A 17,829-nucleotide genomic window follows, 5' to 3' on the forward strand; every position below is an offset into this window, starting at 1 on the left:
CGTGCGCGCGAGAAAACCGACTGCCGTGGTTATCTTCTGATTACCACCAATACCGCAGGTGCCCTGGTGCACTCCAGGGCGGCTAGCGGGCGAGCGGACGCGGCCGTTAGGCTGGCGGCGACGCGTGGAAAACCCTGTGTGCCAAGGCGCGTCGTCCCCCAATCAACGGTGCACCGTGTTGGCACCCGGCCGGCACAGCGCCCGTCTCCACATAAGGAGTCTTCCATGAATAAGCTGTTCTCACGCGCCTTGCTGCTGGTCATGCTGCTGGTCATGCTGGTGGCGCCGGTGGCTGCGTTCGCGCAGACCGCAGTGACGGAAAATCCCAACCACCAGAAGATGCTGCTTGGCTCCACCTGGTATGAAACCGCCAACAAGCGGCTGGTCTACGATTTCTGGCGCATCGTGTTCGAAGCCGGCCAGGTGCAGTATGCGCCGATGTACATGGACAAGAACTACATCCAGCACAACCCGAATGTGGCCAATGGCCGCGATGCCTTCATCGCCTTCCTGACCGCCTTCGTGAAGCCGACGCCGGTGCAGCCGCGCGTGCAGCTGCCGCTGGTGGCCATCACTGCCGACGGCGATCTGGTCACGCTGGTGTCGGTGCGCACCTTGCCCAATCCGAATAAACCTGGCACCACCTATACGACCACCTGGTTCGACATGTTCCGCATCGAAAAAGGCCTGATCAAGGAGCATTGGGATCCGGACACCATTGCCGGCCGCGCCAATAGCGGCGGCCAGTAATCGCTGCTGCATTGCAGGGCTGCAGCGTGCAGCCCTGCAATGCGTGATCCATGCAGCTCGTCAGCAACCATGCAAGTGGTTGACGGAAACGACAACGCCCGCCTGATGGCGGGCGTTGTCTTTTTGAGCGCAGCGGTCAGCTGGTGCGGAAGCCCATCGTCGCTTCCACTGCCTGCTGCCAGCCGGCATAGAGTTGTTCGCGCTTGTCGTCGGCCATGGTCGGCTCGAAGCGGCGATCCACCGCCCACTGCTTGGCGATCTCTTCGCGGCTGCTCCAGAACCCGGTCGCCAGACCGGCCAGGTAGGCTGCGCCAAGCGCGGTGGTTTCGGCCACTTCCGGGCGCAGCACCGGCACGTTGAGCATGTCGCTCTGGAACTGCGCCATGAAGTCGTTGGCGATCGCGCCACCGTCGGCGCGCAGTTCCTTCAGCTCGATGCCCGAATCGGCCTGCATCGCAGTCAACACGTCGCGGGTCTGGTAGGCCATCGATTCCACCGCTGCACGCACGAAATGTTCCTTGGTGGTGCCGCGGGTCAACCCGAACACCGCGCCGCGGATATCGCTGCGCCAATACGGTGCGCCCAGGCCAACGAAGGCCGGCACCAGATAGACCCCGTCGTTGTCGCCGGCGCGTTCGGCATAGGCCTGCGAGTCGCTGGCCTTGCCGAGCATGCGCAGGCCGTCGCGCAGCCACTGCACCACCGAGCCGGCGACGAAGATCGAACCTTCCAACGCGTATTCGACCTTGCCGTCGATGCCCCAGGCGATCGTGGTCAACAGACCGGCCTTGGACGCAACCGCCTTGTCGCCGGTATTCATCAGCGCAAAGCAGCCAGTGCCATAGGTGTTCTTGGCCATGCCCGGCTCGAAGCAGGCCTGTCCGAACAGCGCCGCCTGCTGGTCGCCGGCGATCCCGGCGATCGGCACCTGCTCGCCGTAGAAATACTGGGTCTGGGTCATGCCGTAGATTTCGCTGGACGAGCGTACCTCCGGCAACATTTCCTTCGGCACGTCGAGCATGGCCAGCAGCTCGGCGTCCCACTCCAGCGTGTGGATGTTGTACATCAGCGTGCGCGAGGCATTGGTGTAGTCGGTGACATGCACCTTGCCGCCGGTGAGATTCCAGATCAGCCAGCTGTCGATGGTGCCGAAGGCCAGCTCGCCGTTACGCGCGCGCTCGCGGGCGCCGTCGACGTGGTCGAGGATCCATTTGACCTTGGTGCCGGAAAAGTACGCATCGATCAGCAGGCCGGTCTTGTCGCGCACCATCTGTTCGTGCCCGGCCTCCTTGAGCTGCGTACAGATGTCCTTGGTCTGCCGCGATTGCCAGACGATGGCGTTGTAGATCGGCTGGCCGGTGGCCTTGTCCCACACCACCGCAGTCTCGCGCTGGTTGGTAATGCCGATACCGGCGATCGAGCGCGCATCGATCTGCGCGTTGTTGAGCAGCTCGGTGATCGTGGTGTAGACGCTGGTCATGATCTCGCGTGGGTTGTGTTCCACCCAGCCCGGCTGCGGAAAGATCTGGCCGAACTCGCGCTGCGCCACGCCGGCTACCTTGCCGTTGCGATCGAACAACATCGCCCGTGAACTGGTGGTGCCTTGATCGATCGCAAGGACGTATTGCTTTTCCATCGGAGATTCCTCAAACAATGCCGGCGCTGGCGCACGGCGAGAAAGGGGGCAGTGCACGCCGCTGCGCGAAAGGCCGATAAAACCCAGCCTGCCCGGCGGCGGCGCTGTGCTGTCAGTCGTGCAGCAGGGCGATCAGCGCGGATCGAGCGGTTTGCCGCCCTGCAGATGGCGCACGCGTGCCGGCAGGAACGGCAGGATCAGCCACTGGTAGGCGAGCGCGCCGATCGGGCCGCCGATCAACGGGCCGACAATGGGGATCCACCAGTAGTTGTCCTTGGCCGGCAACGCGGCCTCGCCCCAGCCGGCAAGGTAGGCGAACAGACGCGGGCCGAAATCGCGCGCCGGATTCATCGCCCAGGCTTCCAGATAGCCCATCGACGCGCCTAGCGTCGCCACCAGCAGGCCGATCATCAGCGCGCCGGAATTGGCGGTCGGCGCGGCTTCGTTGAATTGTTCGGTGATGGCGAAGATGCCGAAGATCAGGAACGCGGTGATGATGATCTGGTCGACCAGCGCATGCATCGGCGTGACCGCAAGGCCGGGTGCGGTAAAGAACACCCCGGCGGCGCCACCGGCTTCGCGGGTGAGTTGCTGCACCTGGTTGTAGTGGTCGATGACCGGGCCGTACAACTGGTAGACGATGGCCGCGCCCAGGAATGCACCGATGACCTGCGCGCCCCAGTACGGCAGCACCTTCTTCCAGGAGAAACCGCGGAACAGCGCCAGCGCCAGCGTCACCGCCGGGTTGGCATGCGTGCCGGACACCGAGCCGGTGACATAGATCGCCAGCGTCACCGCCAGGCCCCAGGCGATGCACACGCCCCAATAGGCGTTCTGGTACGGGCTGGGGTCGTAGAGGACGTACATCGCCGCGACCGAATCGCCGAGCGCGATGATGATGAACATCGCCACCGCTTCGGAGATCAACTCACCCACGAGTTGGCGACTCATGCGCGCGTCCTCGCGCCGATGGCGATGATGCAGGCATGGTGGTGCGATGCGCGCATTGGCGCGCAGGGGTCTTCGGTGATGCTCATCAGGGTGCCCTCCACGTGACTCAGGATGATGCCGGCGAATGCGCCAGGATACGTTGCCGCGCGACCCGTCCTCGCCGGCAACGTGGTTCGATCAGGCCGGCACGCCGTCCGCCTGCCGGACCGAGTGTGTCTGCAGATACGCCTCCAGACGTTCGCGCCCGGCCGCGTCGATGCGCAGGCCGAGTTTGCTGCGACGCCACAGGATGTCGTCTGCGGTCACGGCCCATTCGTGGGCACGCAGGTAATCCACCTCGGCCTGGTACAGATCGGCGCCGAAGTGCGTGCCCAGGGCGGCGATGTCCTGCGCCTGGCCCAGCAGCTGCTCCGCACAGGTGCCGTAGTTACGTACCAGCCGCTGCGCGGTCGGCGCCGGCAGCCACGGGTATGCGTTGCGCACGCGCTCGAGCAGGCTGGCGATATCGCGTTGTTCGCCGCCGGGCAATGCATCGCCGCGCGCGGTCCATGCAGGCTTGCGGGCACCCAGCGCCTGGGTAAGGCGGTCGACCGCTTCTTCGGCCAGCTTGCGATAGGTGGTGAGCTTGCCGCCGAACACGTTGAGTAACGGTGCGCCGTCGGTAAGCACTTCCAGCTGGTAATCGCGGGTGACTTCGGCGGCGTTGTCCTCGGCATCGTCCAGCAGCGGACGCACGCCGCTATAGCTCCACACCACATCGCTGGGGGCGATCTGCTGCTGGAAATACAGGTTCACCGCATCGCACAGGTACTGCACTTCGGCCGCATCGATGCTGGGCGCTGCGGGGTCGGCCTGGTAATCCACGTCGGTGGTGCCGATCAGGGTGAAGTCGTGCTCGTACGGAATGGCGAACACGATGCGCCGATCCGGTTGCTGGAAGATGTACGAGTGGTCGTGGTCGAACAACTTGGGCACCACGATGTGGCTGCCCTTGACCAGGCGCAGTGCGTGCTTGTGCGGCACTGCGGCGACCTTGTCCAGGAACGACACCGCCCACGGCCCGGCCGCATTGGCCAGTGCACGCGCCTGCACGGTGCGGCGGCGGCCGTCGCGGTCTTCCAGCTCGGCGTACCAGAAGCCTGCATCGCGCCAGGCACCGACGCAGCGTGTGCGGGTGCGGATCTGTGCGCCACGCCTGGCGGCGTCCATCGCATTGAGCACCACCAGCCGCGCATCCTGTACCCAGGCATCGGAGTACACGAAGCCGGTGCGCAGCGATTCCTGCAGCGGCTGGCCCACCGGGTGCGTGCGCAGCGACAGCCGGCGCGAGCGCGGCAGGCTGCGCTTGCTGCCGCCGAGATGGTCGTACAGGAACAGCCCGGCGCGGATCATCCAGGCCGGGCGCAGATGCGGTTGATGCGGCAGCAGGAAGCGCAGCGGCCAGATGATGTGCGGAGCCAGCCGCAGCAACACCTCGCGCTCGGCCAGCGCCTTGCCGACCAGCGCGAACTCGTACTGCTCCAGGTAGCGCAGGCCACCGTGAATGAGCTTGGTGCTGGCGCTGCTGGTATGCGCGGCCAGATCGTCCTGTTCGCACAGGCACACCGACAAGCCACGCCCGGCCGCATCGCGGGCAATGCCAACCCCGTTGATGCCGCCGCCTATCACCAGAAGATCGTATGTCTCGCCCATCGGTGTCTCCGTCCGGGCGCGCCAGTAGCGAACCCAAGTTGTCATGTTCGAACATATTCGAACATAAAACCTTTTCGGGACGTGAAGAGCCGTCAGGCCTGAGACCTAGGCGAAAAAAGAGTAAATCGGCCTATCAAAGCCGGAAATTTGATAGCCGGGACGGATCATCAGGGGGGCCAGATTGGCACGCCGCACCGCAAACGCACAAAAACGAACAATTGGTTCAGCCGGCGTCGCCAGGCTCGGCCAGATGCACGCGGGTGCCGGCCTCGGCCAGCACGGCGGCCAGTTCCTGCGGCGGCGGCCGGTCGGTGAACCAGTCGTGCACCTGGGCGATCGTGCCCAGTCGCACCATGGCGTTGCGGCCGAACTTGCTGTGGTCGGCGGCCAGTAGCACCTGCCGCGAGTGCTCGATGATGGCCTGGGCCACGCGCACTTCCTGGTAGTCGAAATCCAGCAGGGTGCCGTCCAGATCGATGCCGGAAATGCCGATCACCCCGAAGTCCACCTTGAACTGCCGGATCAGCTCCACCGTCGCCTCGCCGGTCACGCCCTGGTCGCGGCCGCGCACCACGCCACCGGCCACGATCACCTCGAAGCTGGGGTTGGCGCTGAGCATCACCGCCACGTTGAGATTGTTGGTGATCACGCGCAGGCCGCGGTGCTGCAGCAAGGCGCGCGCGACCTCTTCGTTGGTGGTGCCCAGGTTGATGAACAACGAGGCATCGTCGGGAATGAAGCGGGCGACCTGCGCGGCGATGTGCTGCTTCTCGCGCGCCTGCAGCGCCTTGCGTGCGGTGTAGGCCAGGTTTTCCACGCTCGAGGGCATGCTGACGCCACCGTGATAGCGGCGCAGCACGCCGGCATCGCACAGCAGGGTCAGATCGCGACGGATGGTCTGCGGCGTCACCTCAAAGCGCGTCGCCAGCCCTTCCACCTCGGCAAAGCCCTGCTGCCGCACCAATGCCACCAATTGTTCCTGGCGCGGGTTGAGTGCCGGCGCCGGGACCGTCCTGTAGTGAGTCGACTCCATGCGCAGATGATCGCGCATGCGCGTGAGGATGCAAACACGCGCTGCGCGAGCGCCGGCGTGTCGATGGCTGCGCTCAGCCCAGCTCGCCGCGGTAGCCGGTATCGATGCTGATGCTGCCGCCCACCGCGCGCGAGACGCAGGCGCACAGCTTGCGGTTCTCGCGGCGCTGTTCGTCGCTGAAGAACACATCGCGGTGATCGATATCGGCCGCGCTGTCCAGCACCTCGACCGCGCACAGCCCGCATTCGCCGCGCCGGCATTCGGCGATCAGCTCGACTCCGGCGTCGGCCAGCGCATCCAGCATCGATTCGTTCTCGGCCACCGGCACTTCCAGGCCGAGCCCGGGCAGCTTGACCACGAATGCCTGCGCCGGCACCCGCCCGCTGTTGCCGAAGGTTTCGAAGTGCAGCCGCGCGCGCGGACGCCCGGCAGCGTGCCAGTGCTGGCGCACCGCCTCGAGCATGCCGAGCGGGCCGCACACGTACACCTCGGCATTGGGCGACAGCCGCGCCAGCTCGGCAGCAAGATCCGCCGGGCCGGCGCCGTCGTCGCATTGCAGCTGCAGGCGCTCGCCCAGCAGCGCTTCCAGTTCGTCGACATAGGCCATCGCACGGCGCGTGCGCCCGGCATACAGCAGGCGGAACGCGCGATGGCGGCGCGCCAGCCGCTGCGCCATGCCGATGATCGGGGTGATGCCGATCCCGCCGGCGATCAGCAGGATCTCCTCGCCGCCCTCGTCCAGCGCAAAGTTGTTGCTGGGCGGGGAGATCTCCACCTCATCGCCGGGCTGCAGCGTCCACATGTGCCGCGAGCCGCCGCGGCTGTCGGGCATCTGCCGTACCGCGATCTGGTAGTAGCCATCGGCACGCGGCTCGCCCACCAGCGAGTACGAGCGCACGTCGGCGCGGCCATGCAGCTGCACGCGAAAATCCAGATGGCTGCCGACTTCGAAGCCGCGCGCCGCGGTCCCAGGATCGAGCACGATTTCGCGCACGCCCTCGCAGGCGTCGGCAATGCTGACCACGTGGGCGCTGTGCCACTGGGTGTCTTTACGCATGGGGAACTCCAGGCAGAGGGGTGGGCCGGCTGCTGCCGGCAGTGGCGGGATGGGCGCGGCCGATCAATGCGCCGCCGCGCACCTGGGTGATCGCCGCCGGGGTCTGCAGCACGTGGCGCAGATTGCGATGGGCCAGCCGTGCGTGTTCGCGCATCAGCGCTTCGGCGCGCGCGCCCTGGCGGTCTTCGATGGCGGCCAGGACTTCGCGGTGCTGGTCCTGCGCCAGGGTCAGGATCAGCCGCGCCTCGGCGCTGGTGGTCTGCGCCATGACCAGGCTGTTGGGCGAGGCGAACGGCAGCTGCAGCACGCGGGTGAGCTCGCGGCCCAGCACATCGCTGCCGGCCATGGCCACCAGCAACGCGTGGAACTGCGCATTGGCCTGCACGTACGCGCTGAAGTCGATGGCGTGCAACGGCGAGCCGACGATGCGGTCGAGCGTGTCCAGCAGCTGGCGTGCCTGGGCCAGCGCCGCGGCCGATGCTCCGCGCTCGGCCGCCATGCGCGCGGCCAGGCCTTCGAGCGTGCCGCGCAGTTCGATCGCATCGTGCACATCGCGTTCGCTGAAGGCCTGCACCGCATAGCCGCCGCCGGGCAGTGCGCTGGCCAGGCCTTCTTCGCACAGCCGCTGCAACGCGGCGCGCACGGGAGTACGCGACATGCCCAGCCGCTGCACCACCGCCAGCTCGGACAGGCGCGTTCCGGCCGGCAGGGTGCCGTCGAGGATGAGTTCGCGTAGCGACAGCAGTGCACGCGTGGTCTGCGCCGCACTGCTGCGAAACGGGGTGGCGGGTGACATGGAAACCTCCGATGCGGTGCTCAGCCCACCATCCGCAGCGACAGTTCCTGCGCGCGCTGCTCCTGGGCGATCAGCCGATCGATCACGCGGCGCGCCCACATCCCGCCGGCATCGACGTTGAGGTTGTAGAAGGTGTGATCCGGATGCGCGTCGATGGCGCGTTGCTGCGCCTCCAGCACCGCCTCGTCCTCGCCGAACACGCCGGTGACGCCTGCACGGGTCAGCGTGGTCAGCGATTGGTCGTGCAGCGCGTAGTTGCGCATGAACGCCCAGAAGTAGTGGCAGGTGGTGTCGGTTTCGGGCGTGATGGTATTGAGCACGTAGCCGTTGACACCCTGGCTGCGGTCGCCCTCCGGCGCACCGGTGCCGGCGATGGCCACGCCGACGTCGATGGCGATGGTGCCGGGCGCTTCGAAGCGGATGATCTGCCAGCGGTCGACCTTGCCGCGGTAATCCAGATGGCGCGCGATCTGGCTGGCCCAGAACGGCGGCGCGTCGATATTGCGCATCCAGCGCGACACCACCACCGAGCGGTCGCCATGCATCACCTCGAACGGCGCTTCGGCGATCTCGTCCTGGCCGATGCTGGAGCCATGCACGAAGGTCTCGTGAGTCAGGTCCATCAGATTGTCCAGCACCAGCCGGTAGTCGCACTTGGCATAGATGGTGCGGCCATCGCCGGCCCAGGCCGGATCGTGCGCCCAGTGCAGGTCGGGAATCAGGCGGGTGTCGGCCTGCGCCGGGTCGCCCGGCCAGATCCACACATAGCGATGCTTCTCGGCCACCGGAAAACTGCGCACGCACGCGGAGGGATTGATGGTCTCCTGCGAGGGCATGTGCACGCAGCGGCCCTGGCTGTTGTAGACCAGCCCGTGGTAACCGCACACCACATCGTCGCCGCGCAGCTTGCCCATCGACAGCGGCACCAGGCGATGCCAACACGCATCTTCGAGCGCGATCACGGCCCCGGCAGTGGTGCGATAGACCACCACATCCAGGTTGCAGACCTTGCGCGGGGTCAGCGCATGCTTGATCTCGTGGTCCCAGGCGACGGCGTACCACGCGTTGAGGGGAAACAGCTGCTTGGACTGGGACATGACCGTGGCTCCTGGGGTTTTGTATACAACCTGGGGTGCGGATCGGCAGCGGTGCGCCGGCTGGCGACCAGTTGACGCGCATGCCGGCGCTGGCGTCTGCTTGCAAGCGAAGTTATGTATACACCGGAGACAATGTTGGAGCGTCGGTCGCCCGCCGAAATTGTGCGATTATCGAATTGATGCACCGATAATCGCATTGACCGGGCCGTGCAGCTGCGCCTAACGTGACCACACGCTCGCTGTGCAGGACCGAAGCAATGGCCCAGATCGTCCCCCTTTCAGAAGCGGTGTCCCAGCTGATCGCCGATGGCGACTGCGTGGCGATGGAAGGCTTCACCCATCTGATTCCGCATGCGGCCGGCCACGAGGTGATCCGCCAGCGCAAGCGCGACCTGCACCTGGTGCGCATGACCCCTGACCTGATCTACGACCAGCTGATCGGCGCCGGTTGTGCATCGGCATTGCGGTTCTCGTGGGGCGGCAATCCCGGCGTCGGTTCGCTGCACCGGCTGCGCGATGCGGTCGAACATGCGTGGCCGCAGCCGCTGCAGATCCGCGAACACAGCCATGCCGACATGGCCAACGCGTATGTGGCCGGTGCCTCGGGCCTGCCGTTCGCGGTGCTGCGCGGCTATGTCGGCTCGGACCTGCCGCGCGTCAACGACAGCATCAAGTTCCTGCAATGCCCGTACACCGGCGAGACGCTGGCCACCACGCCGGCGGTCAAGCCCGATGTCACCGTGATCCATGCGCAGCAGGCCGACCGCCGCGGCAACGTGCTGCTGTGGGGCATCCTGGGTGTGCAGAAGGAAGCCGCGCTGGCGGCGCGCAAGGTGATCGTCACGGTGGAAGAGATCGTCGACACGCTGGATGCACCGCCCAACGCCTGCATCCTGCCGCGCTGGGTGGTCGATGCGGTCTGCCATGTGCCCGGCGGTGCGGCACCGTCGTACGCGCACGGTTATTACGCCCGCGACAACCGCTTCTACCTGGCCTGGGATGCGATTGCGCGCGACCGCGCACGCTTCCAGGCCTGGATCCAGACGCACATTCTCGACACCGAGGACTTTGCCGCGTTCCAGCGCGTGTACGCGCAATCGCTGCTGCAGGTGGCCGCATGAGCGACTACAGCACCAACGAGATGATGACCGTGGCGGCGGCGCGGCGCCTGCCCGATGGCGCGGTGTGCTTCGTCGGCATCGGCCTGCCGTCCACCGCCGCCAACCTGGCGCGGCTGACGCATGCGCCGGATGTCACCCTGATCTACGAATCCGGCCCGATTGGCGCGCGCCCGGACGTGTTGCCGTTGTCGATCGGCGACGGCGAGCTGGCCGAAACCGCCGACACCGTGGTCTCCACCCCGGAAATCTTCCGCTACTGGCTGCAGGGCGGGCGCGTGGACGTGGGCTTCCTGGGCGCGGCGCAGATCGATCGCCATGCCAATCTCAACACCACGGTGATCGGCCCATACGACGCGCCGAAGACACGGCTGCCCGGCGCGGGCGGCGCGCCGGAGATCGCGGCCAGCGCCAAACAGGTGTTCATCATCATTCGCCAATCCAGACGCAGCTTCGTGCCCGCGCTGGACTTCATCACCACGGTCGGGCATCTGGACGGTGGCGATGCGCGGCAGCGCGCCGGCCTGCCCGGCGCCGGCCCCACCGTGGTGGTCACCGACCTGTGCGTGATGGAGCCCGATCCCGTGACCCGCGAACTCACCGTCACCGCGCTGCACCCCGGCAGCACCCGCGAGCAGGTGAGCGCGGCCACCGGCTGGCCGATCCGCTTCGCCGCCGATCTGGCGCAGACCACCCCACCCAGCGTTGCGGAACTGCAGGCGCTGCGCGCGCTGCAGGCACGCACCGACGCCGCGCATGGCAAGCAGGCAGCCGGAGCCGAGGCATGAGCGAGGTCTATCTGATCGATGGCATCCGCACGCCGATCGGCCGCTACGGCGGCGCCCTGGCCGGCGTGCGCGCCGACGACCTGGGCGCGATACCGATCGCCGCGTTGATGGCACGCAATCCGCAACTGGAACCGGCGCTGATCGACGACGTGTACCTGGGCTGCGCAAATCAGGCCGGCGAGGACAATCGCAATGTCGCGCGCATGAGTCTGTTGCTGGCGGGCTTGCCCAGCTCGGTGCCGGGCAGCACGCTCAATCGCCTGTGCGGCTCGGGGCTGGATGCGGTCGGCACGGTGGCGCGCGGCATCCGTGCCGGCGAGCTGGGACTGGCGATCGCCGGCGGGGTCGAATCGATGACCCGCGCGCCGTGGGTCATGGGCAAGGCCGAGAGCGCGTTCGCGCGCACGCAACAGCTGGAAGACACCACGATGGGCTGGCGGTTCATCAATCCGCGCCTGCAGGGCGCCTATGGGGTGGAGCTGATGGGCGAGACCGCGGAGAACGTGGCACAGCGCCATGCCATCGCGCGCGAAGACCAGGACGCGTTTGCGCTGCGCAGCCAGCAGCGCGCCGCCGCCGCACAGGCGGCCGGTTTCTTCGATGCAGAAATCACTCCGGTGCCGGTGGCCGCACGCAAAGGGGGCGAGGCAAGCGCGGTCGATCGCGACGAGCATCCGCGCCCGAACACCACCGCCGAGATGCTGGCCAAGCTCAAGCCGGTGTTCCGCCAGCCCGGCACGGTGACGGCCGGCAATGCGGCCGGTCTCAACGATGGCGCTGCCGCCCTGTTGCTGGCGTCTGCGCAGGCCGTGCACGCGCATGGACTGACCCCGCGGGCACGCGTGCTCGGCTTCGCATCGGCGGGTGTGGAGCCGGCCTACATGGGCATCGGCCCGGTACCGGCCACGCAGCGCCTGCTGGCGCGCCTGGGCCTGCGCATCGAGCAGTTCGACGCGATCGAACTCAATGAAGCCTTCGCCGCGCAGGTGCTGGCCTGCACGCGCGCGTTCGGCCTGGCCGACGATGCCGCGCACGTCAACGCCAATGGCGGCGCCATCGCGCTGGGTCATCCGCTGGGCATGAGTGGCGCGCGGCTGGCGTTGACCTTGTTGCGGCAACTGGAGGCGGGCAATGGGCGGCTTGGGCTTGCCAGCATGTGCATCGGGGTCGGGCAGGGCGTGGCGCTGGCGATCGAGCGCGTGTAGTGCGCCGATTGCAACCGTCACCGCCGTGACCGCACACCCACGTTTTGATCCTGCCGTAGCGCAACCGATGGAGATCCCGCATGCGCGACCCCAGCTCTGACACGTCGATCGATCCGCTGCTCGGCTATCGCCGGCCGCGAATCGGCACACAGCCGGCCTACCTGCATCTGCCCTACGCATCCACCGCATTGCGCGGCCCCACGCGTGCGCCCATCGATATCCCGGCCACGCTGTCGGAAGTCACCGGCCCGCAATTGAATCGGCTCACCCTGGGCGCGCATGCCGCCGACCTCACCGCCGGCTTTGCGGGCGAGCCATTGGGCGAGCGCATCATCGTGTCCGGCCGCGTGCTCGACGAAAACGGCAAGCCGGTGCGCAATAGCGTGGTCGAAGTGTGGCAATGCAATGCCGCCGGCCGCTATCAACATGCCGGCGACCGGCACGACGCACCGCTGGATCCCAACTTCCGCGGCACCGGCCAGGTGCTCACCGACGACCATGGCCGCTACGCGTTCAAGACCATCAAGCCGGGCGCGTATCCGTGGCGCAATCACTACAACGCCTGGCGGCCGGCGCATATCCATTTTTCGCTGCATGGCGATGGCATCGGGCAGCGGCTGATCACCCAGATGTACTTCCCCGGCGACCCGTTGCTGGCGCACGACCCGATCTACAACTGCGTGGACGATGCGCAGGTGCGCGAACGCATGGTGTCCAGCTTCGACTGGGAAAACGCGGTGAGCGAATACGCGCTGGCCTACCGCTTCGACATCGTGTTGCGCGGTCGCAAGCAAACGGTCTGGGAGTGAATCGATGAGCCTGCACACCACCCCGTCGCAAACCGTTGGCCCGTATTACCGGCTCGGGCTGGAGCCGCTGTATCGCGCGCAACTCGCGCCTGCGCAGGCCGTGGGTACACACGTGCAGGTCAGTGGTTGCGTGTTCGATGGCGCCGGCGTCCCGGTGGCCGACGCAGTGCTGGAGCTGTGGCAGGCCGATGCGGCCGGCATCTATGCGCATGCCGCCGATACGCGCTGCCAGGCGCACGATCCCGGCTTCGATGGCTGGGGCCGCGTGCCGACCGACGCGCAGGGGCGGTTTTCCTTCAGCACCGTCAAGCCGGGCCAGGTCGCCGGGCCGGACGGCAAGCAGCAGGCAGCGCATCTGACCGTGCTGGTCTTCATGCGCGGGCTGTTGCGCGGCGTGTCGACGCGGCTGTACTTCGCCGACGATCCGCAGCTGGGCAGCGACCCCATCCTGGCCCTGGTGCCGGCCGAGCGCCGTAGCACGCTGCTGGCGCATTCGCGCGGTGGCAGCGATTACCTGTGGGACATCCATATGCAGGGCGATGCGGAAACGGTGTTCTTCAACTATTGATCGCGCGGTCGGTGCGCGGGGTGCCATGCATGGTTGTCTCCGTGCGAGCAGCACGTCTGCACCTGCGTGCAGGTGCGGTGCAGCTGTCGCCGCGCGCCGGGCAGGCAGGTGCCAGCGCGCGCTGCCCTCGGTGATCCATCGTGATCGCGTGGTAACCGCGCGCAATGCCGTGATCCCGCCGCGACACGCCTTGTCCAAACGTGCAGCACGCATGACCCGCACCGATCACCACGCGTGCACACCACCCGGCACCGCGCACGCCAGTTGGCACTCTTGCGCATCGGTGCCATGCTGCCGGCACGCCACCAGAGGCCATGCATGACTGCGACGTCTTCCCTGTTGGGATCCCTGTTTGGCGAGCCGGCCTGCGACGCGCTGTTCGACGACGCGGCGCGGGTGCAGGCAATGCTGCACTTCGAATCCGCGCTTGCCCGCGCGCAGGCGCAATGCGGCGTGATTCCCGCCGAGGCCGCGCAGGTCATTGCGGCCGCATGCGACGTGCAGCATTACGATCTGGCCGCGCTGGCCCAGGCCACCGCACTTGCCGGCAACCCCGCCATTCCATTGGTCAAGGCGCTGACCGCGCGTGTGGCCGCCCACGATGTACAGGCCGCGCGCTGGGTGCACTGGGGCGCCACCAGCCAGGACGTCATCGACACCGGCACGGTACTGCAGCTGCGCGCCGCGCTCGACCTGCTGCTGCCGCGCCTGCAGGGCCTGTGCGCCGAGCTGGCTGCGCTGGCCGCGCGCGAACGCAACACCGGCCTGCCCGGACGTACCTTGTTGCAGCAGGCGGTGCCGGTCACGTTCGGGCTCAAGGTCGCCGCCTGGCTGGATGCGCTGCAGCGCGCGCACCAGCGCCTGCAGGCCCTGCAGCACGATGGCCTGGTGCTGCAGTTCGGGGGCGCGGCCGGCACGTTGGCGTCGTTGCAGGAGCGCGGTCTGGATGTCGCCCAGGCGCTGGCAACCACGCTGGCGCTGCCGTTGCCCGCGATGCCGTGGCATACCGCACGCGATCGCCTCGTCGAGGTCGGCTGTGCGTTCGGCCTGCTGGCCGGCACGCTGGGCAAGATCGGCGGCGACGTGGTGTTGCTGATGCAGTCGGAAGTCGGCGAAGTGTTCGAGCCGGCCGCAGCCGGCAAGGGCGGCTCCTCGGCGATGCCGCACAAGCGCAATCCGGTCTCCAGCGTCGCCGCGGTTGCTGCTGCCACCCGCGTGCCCGGCCTGGTGGCGACCTTGTTCAGCGCGATGGCGCAGCCGCATGAGCGCGCCGCCGGCCAATGGCATGCCGAATGGGAGACCTTGCCGCAGATCGTGTGCCTGACCGCCGGCAGCCTGGCGCAGATGCAAGGCTGCCTGACCGACCTGCAACTGGACCGCGAAGCCATGCGCGCGCACCTGCACAGCCATGGTGGCGCGTTGTACGCCGAGGCGGCGGTGTTCGCGCTGGCACCACGGCTCGGCAAGCCGCAGGCGCATGCGCTGGTCGAACAGGCGGTGGCACGCGCCCAGGCGCAGCAGCGCCATCTGCGCGAGGTGCTTGGCGACGACGCGCAGGTGAGCGCGGTACTCACGCAGGCGCAACTGCAGGGGGTGTTCGATGTGGACAGCTGGCGCGGCATGTCCTCGGTCTGGATCGATCGCGTGCTGGCCGCTTCTTCATCCCGCTGACGGTGCTCCGATGGCTTATCTCCAGTTGCCCACGCATCGCCTGCACTACCGCCTCGACGGCACCGAAGGTCGCCCCTGGCTGACCTTCTGCAACTCGCTGGGCACCGACCTGCACATGTGGGACGTGCAGATCGCCGCGTTTGCGCCGCATTACCGCATCCTGCGATACGACCGCCGCGGCCATGGCGATTCGGACACGCCGCCCGGCCCGTATCGGGTTGCCGACCTGGGCCAGGACGTGCTGGCGCTGTGGGACGCGTTGCAGATCGCGCAGAGCGACTTCTGCGGCCTGTCGATCGGCGGACTCACCGGGCAATGGCTGGGCCTGCATGCGCCGCAGCGTCTACGCCGGCTGGTGGTGTGCGCCACCGCGCAGAAGATCGGCAGCAGCGAGAGCTGGAACGCGCGCATCGAGCAGGTGCGCAGCGAAGGCCTGCCGGGGCTGGTCGATGCCACCTTGCAGCGCTGGTTCACGCCACCGTTTGCCATCAGCCATGCGCAGCGCCTGGACATGATCGTGGCCGCGTTCGTGTCGACATCGCCGCAGGGCTATATCGCCTGCTGCCAGGCGGTGGCCGACGCCGATTTCCGCGGCGCGCTGGATACGCTAGAACTGCCGCTGCTCGCACTGGCCGGCGACGACGACCCGGTCTGTCCACCGGCCGATCTGCGCGAGATCGCGTACGCCGCCCCGCACGGCCACTACGCACAGGTGTCCGGCCGGCATATCTGCAACCTGGAGTCGCCGGCCGCGTTCAACCACAGCGTGCTGGGCTTTCTGCAGGCCGACCACGTGTGACCCTCCGCCCGGCCAGGCAGCTGCCGGACGCGTGCAGCCGTCACCCCGATCCGGCACGCAAGACGCCCGGCATCCCCACTCATGCGTTGCATCTGCGCCCAGCTGACCACAGCCGGCTGCCTGTCGCCAGCGACGTCAATCGCAACCAATGCACCTGATACGTCAGCGCTTGCCCTACGGCCACAGCTGACCTGCAGCAGCCGCCAGCACTCCGATTCCCCCATTCCCCATTCCCCATTCCCACGCAGGAGAGATTCCGATGCACGAAGACGAGCGTTACCAGGCGGGCTTGCGCGAGCGCCGACGCGTCCTGGGCGATGCGCATGTCGAGCGTTCGCTGGCCGCACGCACCGAGTTCACCGACGAGTTCCAGACGCTGATCACCCGCTACGCCTGGGGCACCATCTGGACCCGCGATGGCCTGCCCGCGCACACCCGCTCGCTGCTGACCCTGGCGATGATGGTGGCGCTGGGCCACGACGAGGAGTTCAAGCTGCACGTGCGCGCTGCGCGTAACAACGGCGTCACGCCCGAGCAGATCAAGGAAGTCCTGCTGCAGGCCGCGGTCTATTGCGGCGTGCCTGCCGCCAACCATGCCTTCGCGCTGGCCAAGCCCATCCTCGAGGAGCAGGCCGGCGAAGAACAGCCGGCGCCCGAAGGCTGACGGCCACGGCGACGCGTGAGTGCAGCAGGCACGCTGCATTTGCGCGGCATGCGGCGCAAATGCCACCGGTTCGGTTGGCTGTGCCCCCTGGCCTGCACTCAGGGCACGCCGGGCAGGGTGGCGATCCAGCGCGCGCACTGCGTTGCACCCTGGCCATCCCGTATACACATCGCCGCTGATGACATCGCCCATCGACGACGGGATGATGGACGTGCCGCAACGGACCACCGCTTCCGTTCGCACAGGACATTTCCCATGAGGTTGCCGATGCTGCTGCGTACCGTTTGTTTGCTTTTGCTGCTGCTCACCGCATCCGGGCTGCAGGCACAACCGCATCCCGGGCCCGGGACCGAGCTGGCGCAGGTGCGCACCGACGATGGCCAGACGCTGGCGGTGTGGTCGCGCGTCCCCGCGCAGCCGCGCGGCACGATCCTGCTGGTGCATGGGCGCACCTGGAGTGCGTTGCCCAATTTCGATCTGCAGGTTGCCGACGAGCCGCGCGATGCGCGCTCGGTGCTGGCGGCATTGGCGCAGGCCGGCTATGCCGCCTACGCGGTCGATCTGCGCGGCTATGGCGGCAGTGCGCGCGATCGCAGCGGCTGGAACACGCCCGCGCGCGCCGTGGCCGATGTCGATGCGGTGCTGAGCTGGGTTGCCCACCAGCACCCGCAGCTGCCGCCGCCGGCGCTGCTCGGTTATTCCAATGGCGCGCGGGTGGCGTTGCTGATCGCCCAGCAACATCCGCAGGCGGTGTCGGCGCTGGTGCTGTACGGCTTCCCCGACGATGTCGACACAGCGCCCGACACCACCCCGGCGCCGGCGCAGCCATTGCGTGCGCGCACCACGGCCGCGGCGGCCGGCGAGGATTTCATCACCGCTAACGCCGCACCGCCTAGCGTGCGTGCGGCCTATGTGGCGCAGGCGGTATCGGCCGACCCGGTGCGCACCGACTGGCGCGCGATGGAGCAGTTCGCCTTCCAGCCGGAGCAGGTGACCACGCTGCCGGTCTTGCTGCTGCGTGGCGTCGACGATCCCATCGCGACCCAGGCGGACAACGCGCACCTGTACGCACGCCTGCGCAGCGAAGACCGCAGCTGGGTCACGCTGCCGCACGCCGATCACGTGGCGCATGTCGAGGACACCCATTCCGCCTGGGTGGATGCGGTGGTGAGCTTCCTGCGCCGGCCGCGCTGAG

At 67.7% G+C, this 17,829-nt stretch carries 17 protein-coding genes; 10 read left to right on the plus strand and 7 right to left on the minus strand.

Annotated elements, in window-relative coordinates; all coding sequences use genetic code 11:
- The first annotated feature begins 225 nt into the window (after positions 1 to 225).
- The gene (locus DGN21_RS01855; protein ID WP_126965397.1) at positions 226 to 750 is read left to right on the plus strand and encodes a nuclear transport factor 2 family protein; all 525 of its coding nucleotides are present in this window, start codon (positions 226 to 228) and stop codon (positions 748 to 750) included.
- A gap of 136 nt (positions 751 to 886) precedes the next feature.
- Here DGN21_RS01855 and glpK read toward each other — a convergent pair whose 3' ends face one another.
- The 7 genes from glpK to DGN21_RS01890 form a co-directional block, all read right to left on the minus strand.
- The gene (glpK, locus tag DGN21_RS01860) at positions 887 to 2,386 is read right to left on the minus strand and encodes a glycerol kinase GlpK (RefSeq protein ID WP_126965396.1); all 1,500 of its coding nucleotides are present in this window, start codon (positions 2,384 to 2,386) and stop codon (positions 887 to 889) included.
- 132 nt (positions 2,387 to 2,518) lie between these two features.
- Positions 2,519 to 3,337, minus strand: coding sequence for an MIP/aquaporin family protein (locus DGN21_RS01865; protein ID WP_016904933.1), 819 nt, complete (start codon positions 3,335 to 3,337; stop codon positions 2,519 to 2,521).
- Between the two features lie 177 nt (positions 3,338 to 3,514).
- Positions 3,515 to 5,029 (minus strand): glycerol-3-phosphate dehydrogenase, encoded by a 1,515-nt coding sequence (glpD, locus tag DGN21_RS01870; protein WP_126965395.1) that lies wholly within the window; start codon positions 5,027 to 5,029, stop codon positions 3,515 to 3,517.
- Between the two features lie 223 nt (positions 5,030 to 5,252).
- Positions 5,253 to 6,080 (minus strand): DeoR family transcriptional regulator, encoded by an 828-nt coding sequence (locus DGN21_RS01875; protein WP_039528800.1) that lies wholly within the window; start codon positions 6,078 to 6,080, stop codon positions 5,253 to 5,255.
- Positions 6,081 to 6,135: 55 nt separating this feature from the next.
- Positions 6,136 to 7,119 (minus strand): PDR/VanB family oxidoreductase, encoded by a 984-nt coding sequence (locus tag DGN21_RS01880; RefSeq protein ID WP_126965394.1) that lies wholly within the window; start codon positions 7,117 to 7,119, stop codon positions 6,136 to 6,138.
- Positions 7,112 to 7,915, minus strand: coding sequence for a GntR family transcriptional regulator (locus DGN21_RS01885; protein ID WP_016904720.1), 804 nt, complete (start codon positions 7,913 to 7,915; stop codon positions 7,112 to 7,114). The genes DGN21_RS01880 and DGN21_RS01885 overlap by 8 nt, the downstream gene beginning before the upstream one ends.
- A gap of 20 nt (positions 7,916 to 7,935) precedes the next feature.
- The gene (locus DGN21_RS01890; protein WP_016904721.1) at positions 7,936 to 9,012 is read right to left on the minus strand and encodes an aromatic ring-hydroxylating dioxygenase subunit alpha; all 1,077 of its coding nucleotides are present in this window, start codon (positions 9,010 to 9,012) and stop codon (positions 7,936 to 7,938) included.
- 257 nt (positions 9,013 to 9,269) lie between these two features.
- Between DGN21_RS01890 and DGN21_RS01895 the strand changes: the two genes are divergently transcribed.
- The 9 genes from DGN21_RS01895 to DGN21_RS01935 all read left to right on the plus strand — a co-directional run bounded on the left by DGN21_RS01895 (position 9,270) and on the right by DGN21_RS01935 (position 17,828).
- Positions 9,270 to 10,133, plus strand: coding sequence for a CoA-transferase (locus tag DGN21_RS01895; protein ID WP_024938793.1), 864 nt, complete (start codon positions 9,270 to 9,272; stop codon positions 10,131 to 10,133).
- The gene (locus DGN21_RS01900; protein WP_126965393.1) at positions 10,130 to 10,918 is read left to right on the plus strand and encodes a CoA-transferase subunit beta; all 789 of its coding nucleotides are present in this window, start codon (positions 10,130 to 10,132) and stop codon (positions 10,916 to 10,918) included. Before DGN21_RS01895 ends, DGN21_RS01900 begins: the two co-directional genes overlap by 4 nt.
- Positions 10,915 to 12,123: a 3-oxoadipyl-CoA thiolase gene (gene pcaF, locus DGN21_RS01905; RefSeq protein WP_053051075.1), complete on the plus strand. Its 1,209-nt coding sequence runs from the start codon at positions 10,915 to 10,917 to the stop codon at positions 12,121 to 12,123. The genes DGN21_RS01900 and pcaF overlap by 4 nt, the downstream gene beginning before the upstream one ends.
- 80 nt (positions 12,124 to 12,203) lie before the next feature.
- The gene (pcaH, locus tag DGN21_RS01910; protein WP_126965392.1) at positions 12,204 to 12,932 is read left to right on the plus strand and encodes a protocatechuate 3,4-dioxygenase subunit beta; all 729 of its coding nucleotides are present in this window, start codon (positions 12,204 to 12,206) and stop codon (positions 12,930 to 12,932) included.
- Positions 12,933 to 12,936: 4 nt separating this feature from the next.
- Positions 12,937 to 13,500 carry a protocatechuate 3,4-dioxygenase subunit alpha gene (gene pcaG, locus DGN21_RS01915; RefSeq protein ID WP_065033054.1) on the plus strand — a complete coding sequence of 188 codons (564 nt, stop codon included), beginning with the start codon at positions 12,937 to 12,939 and terminating at the stop codon, positions 13,498 to 13,500.
- Positions 13,501 to 13,788: 288 nt separating this feature from the next.
- Positions 13,789 to 15,171 carry a 3-carboxy-cis,cis-muconate cycloisomerase gene (locus DGN21_RS01920; RefSeq protein WP_184428941.1) on the plus strand — a complete coding sequence of 461 codons (1,383 nt, stop codon included), beginning with the start codon at positions 13,789 to 13,791 and terminating at the stop codon, positions 15,169 to 15,171.
- A 10-nt stretch (positions 15,172 to 15,181) separates the two neighbouring features.
- Positions 15,182 to 15,970, plus strand: coding sequence for a 3-oxoadipate enol-lactonase (gene pcaD, locus DGN21_RS01925; protein ID WP_126965390.1), 789 nt, complete (start codon positions 15,182 to 15,184; stop codon positions 15,968 to 15,970).
- Positions 15,971 to 16,229: 259 nt separating this feature from the next.
- On the plus strand, positions 16,230 to 16,634 hold the full coding sequence (gene pcaC, locus DGN21_RS01930; protein WP_126965389.1) for a 4-carboxymuconolactone decarboxylase: 405 nt from the start codon (positions 16,230 to 16,232) through the stop codon (positions 16,632 to 16,634).
- A 267-nt stretch (positions 16,635 to 16,901) separates the two neighbouring features.
- A complete protein-coding gene (locus tag DGN21_RS01935; protein WP_160955116.1) occupies positions 16,902 to 17,828 on the plus strand; it encodes an alpha/beta fold hydrolase in 927 nt (308 codons plus the stop codon).
- The last annotated feature ends 1 nt before the right edge of the window (position 17,829 follow it).

It is taken from the genome of Xanthomonas sp. MLO165 (assembly GCF_018831305.1).
GTDB classification, from domain to species: domain Bacteria; phylum Pseudomonadota; class Gammaproteobacteria; order Xanthomonadales; family Xanthomonadaceae; genus Xanthomonas; species Xanthomonas arboricola.

What these genes read in the sequence shown, in the direction of transcription:
- DGN21_RS01895 (WP_024938793.1), top strand. Translation starts at nt 9,270, where the DNA reads ATGGCCCAGATCGTCCCCCTTTCAGAAGCGGTGTCCCAGCTGATCGCC.
- DGN21_RS01880 (WP_126965394.1), bottom strand. Translation starts at nt 7,119, where the DNA reads ATGCGTAAAGACACCCAGTGGCACAGCGCCCACGTGGTCAGCATTGCC.
- DGN21_RS01865 (WP_016904933.1), bottom strand. Translation starts at nt 3,337, where the DNA reads ATGAGTCGCCAACTCGTGGGTGAGTTGATCTCCGAAGCGGTGGCGATG.
- pcaF (WP_053051075.1), top strand. Translation starts at nt 10,915, where the DNA reads ATGAGCGAGGTCTATCTGATCGATGGCATCCGCACGCCGATCGGCCGC.
- pcaD (WP_126965390.1), top strand. Translation starts at nt 15,182, where the DNA reads ATGGCTTATCTCCAGTTGCCCACGCATCGCCTGCACTACCGCCTCGAC.
- DGN21_RS01920 (WP_184428941.1), top strand. Translation starts at nt 13,789, where the DNA reads ATGCTGCCGGCACGCCACCAGAGGCCATGCATGACTGCGACGTCTTCC.
- DGN21_RS01900 (WP_126965393.1), top strand. Translation starts at nt 10,130, where the DNA reads ATGAGCGACTACAGCACCAACGAGATGATGACCGTGGCGGCGGCGCGG.
- pcaC (WP_126965389.1), top strand. Translation starts at nt 16,230, where the DNA reads ATGCACGAAGACGAGCGTTACCAGGCGGGCTTGCGCGAGCGCCGACGC.
- DGN21_RS01885 (WP_016904720.1), bottom strand. Translation starts at nt 7,915, where the DNA reads ATGTCACCCGCCACCCCGTTTCGCAGCAGTGCGGCGCAGACCACGCGT.
- DGN21_RS01935 (WP_160955116.1), top strand. Translation starts at nt 16,902, where the DNA reads ATGCTGCTGCGTACCGTTTGTTTGCTTTTGCTGCTGCTCACCGCATCC.
- DGN21_RS01855 (WP_126965397.1), top strand. Translation starts at nt 226, where the DNA reads ATGAATAAGCTGTTCTCACGCGCCTTGCTGCTGGTCATGCTGCTGGTC.
- DGN21_RS01890 (WP_016904721.1), bottom strand. Translation starts at nt 9,012, where the DNA reads ATGTCCCAGTCCAAGCAGCTGTTTCCCCTCAACGCGTGGTACGCCGTC.
- pcaH (WP_126965392.1), top strand. Translation starts at nt 12,204, where the DNA reads ATGCGCGACCCCAGCTCTGACACGTCGATCGATCCGCTGCTCGGCTAT.
- pcaG (WP_065033054.1), top strand. Translation starts at nt 12,937, where the DNA reads ATGAGCCTGCACACCACCCCGTCGCAAACCGTTGGCCCGTATTACCGG.
- glpK (WP_126965396.1), bottom strand. Translation starts at nt 2,386, where the DNA reads ATGGAAAAGCAATACGTCCTTGCGATCGATCAAGGCACCACCAGTTCA.
- glpD (WP_126965395.1), bottom strand. Translation starts at nt 5,029, where the DNA reads ATGGGCGAGACATACGATCTTCTGGTGATAGGCGGCGGCATCAACGGG.
- DGN21_RS01875 (WP_039528800.1), bottom strand. Translation starts at nt 6,080, where the DNA reads ATGCGCGATCATCTGCGCATGGAGTCGACTCACTACAGGACGGTCCCG.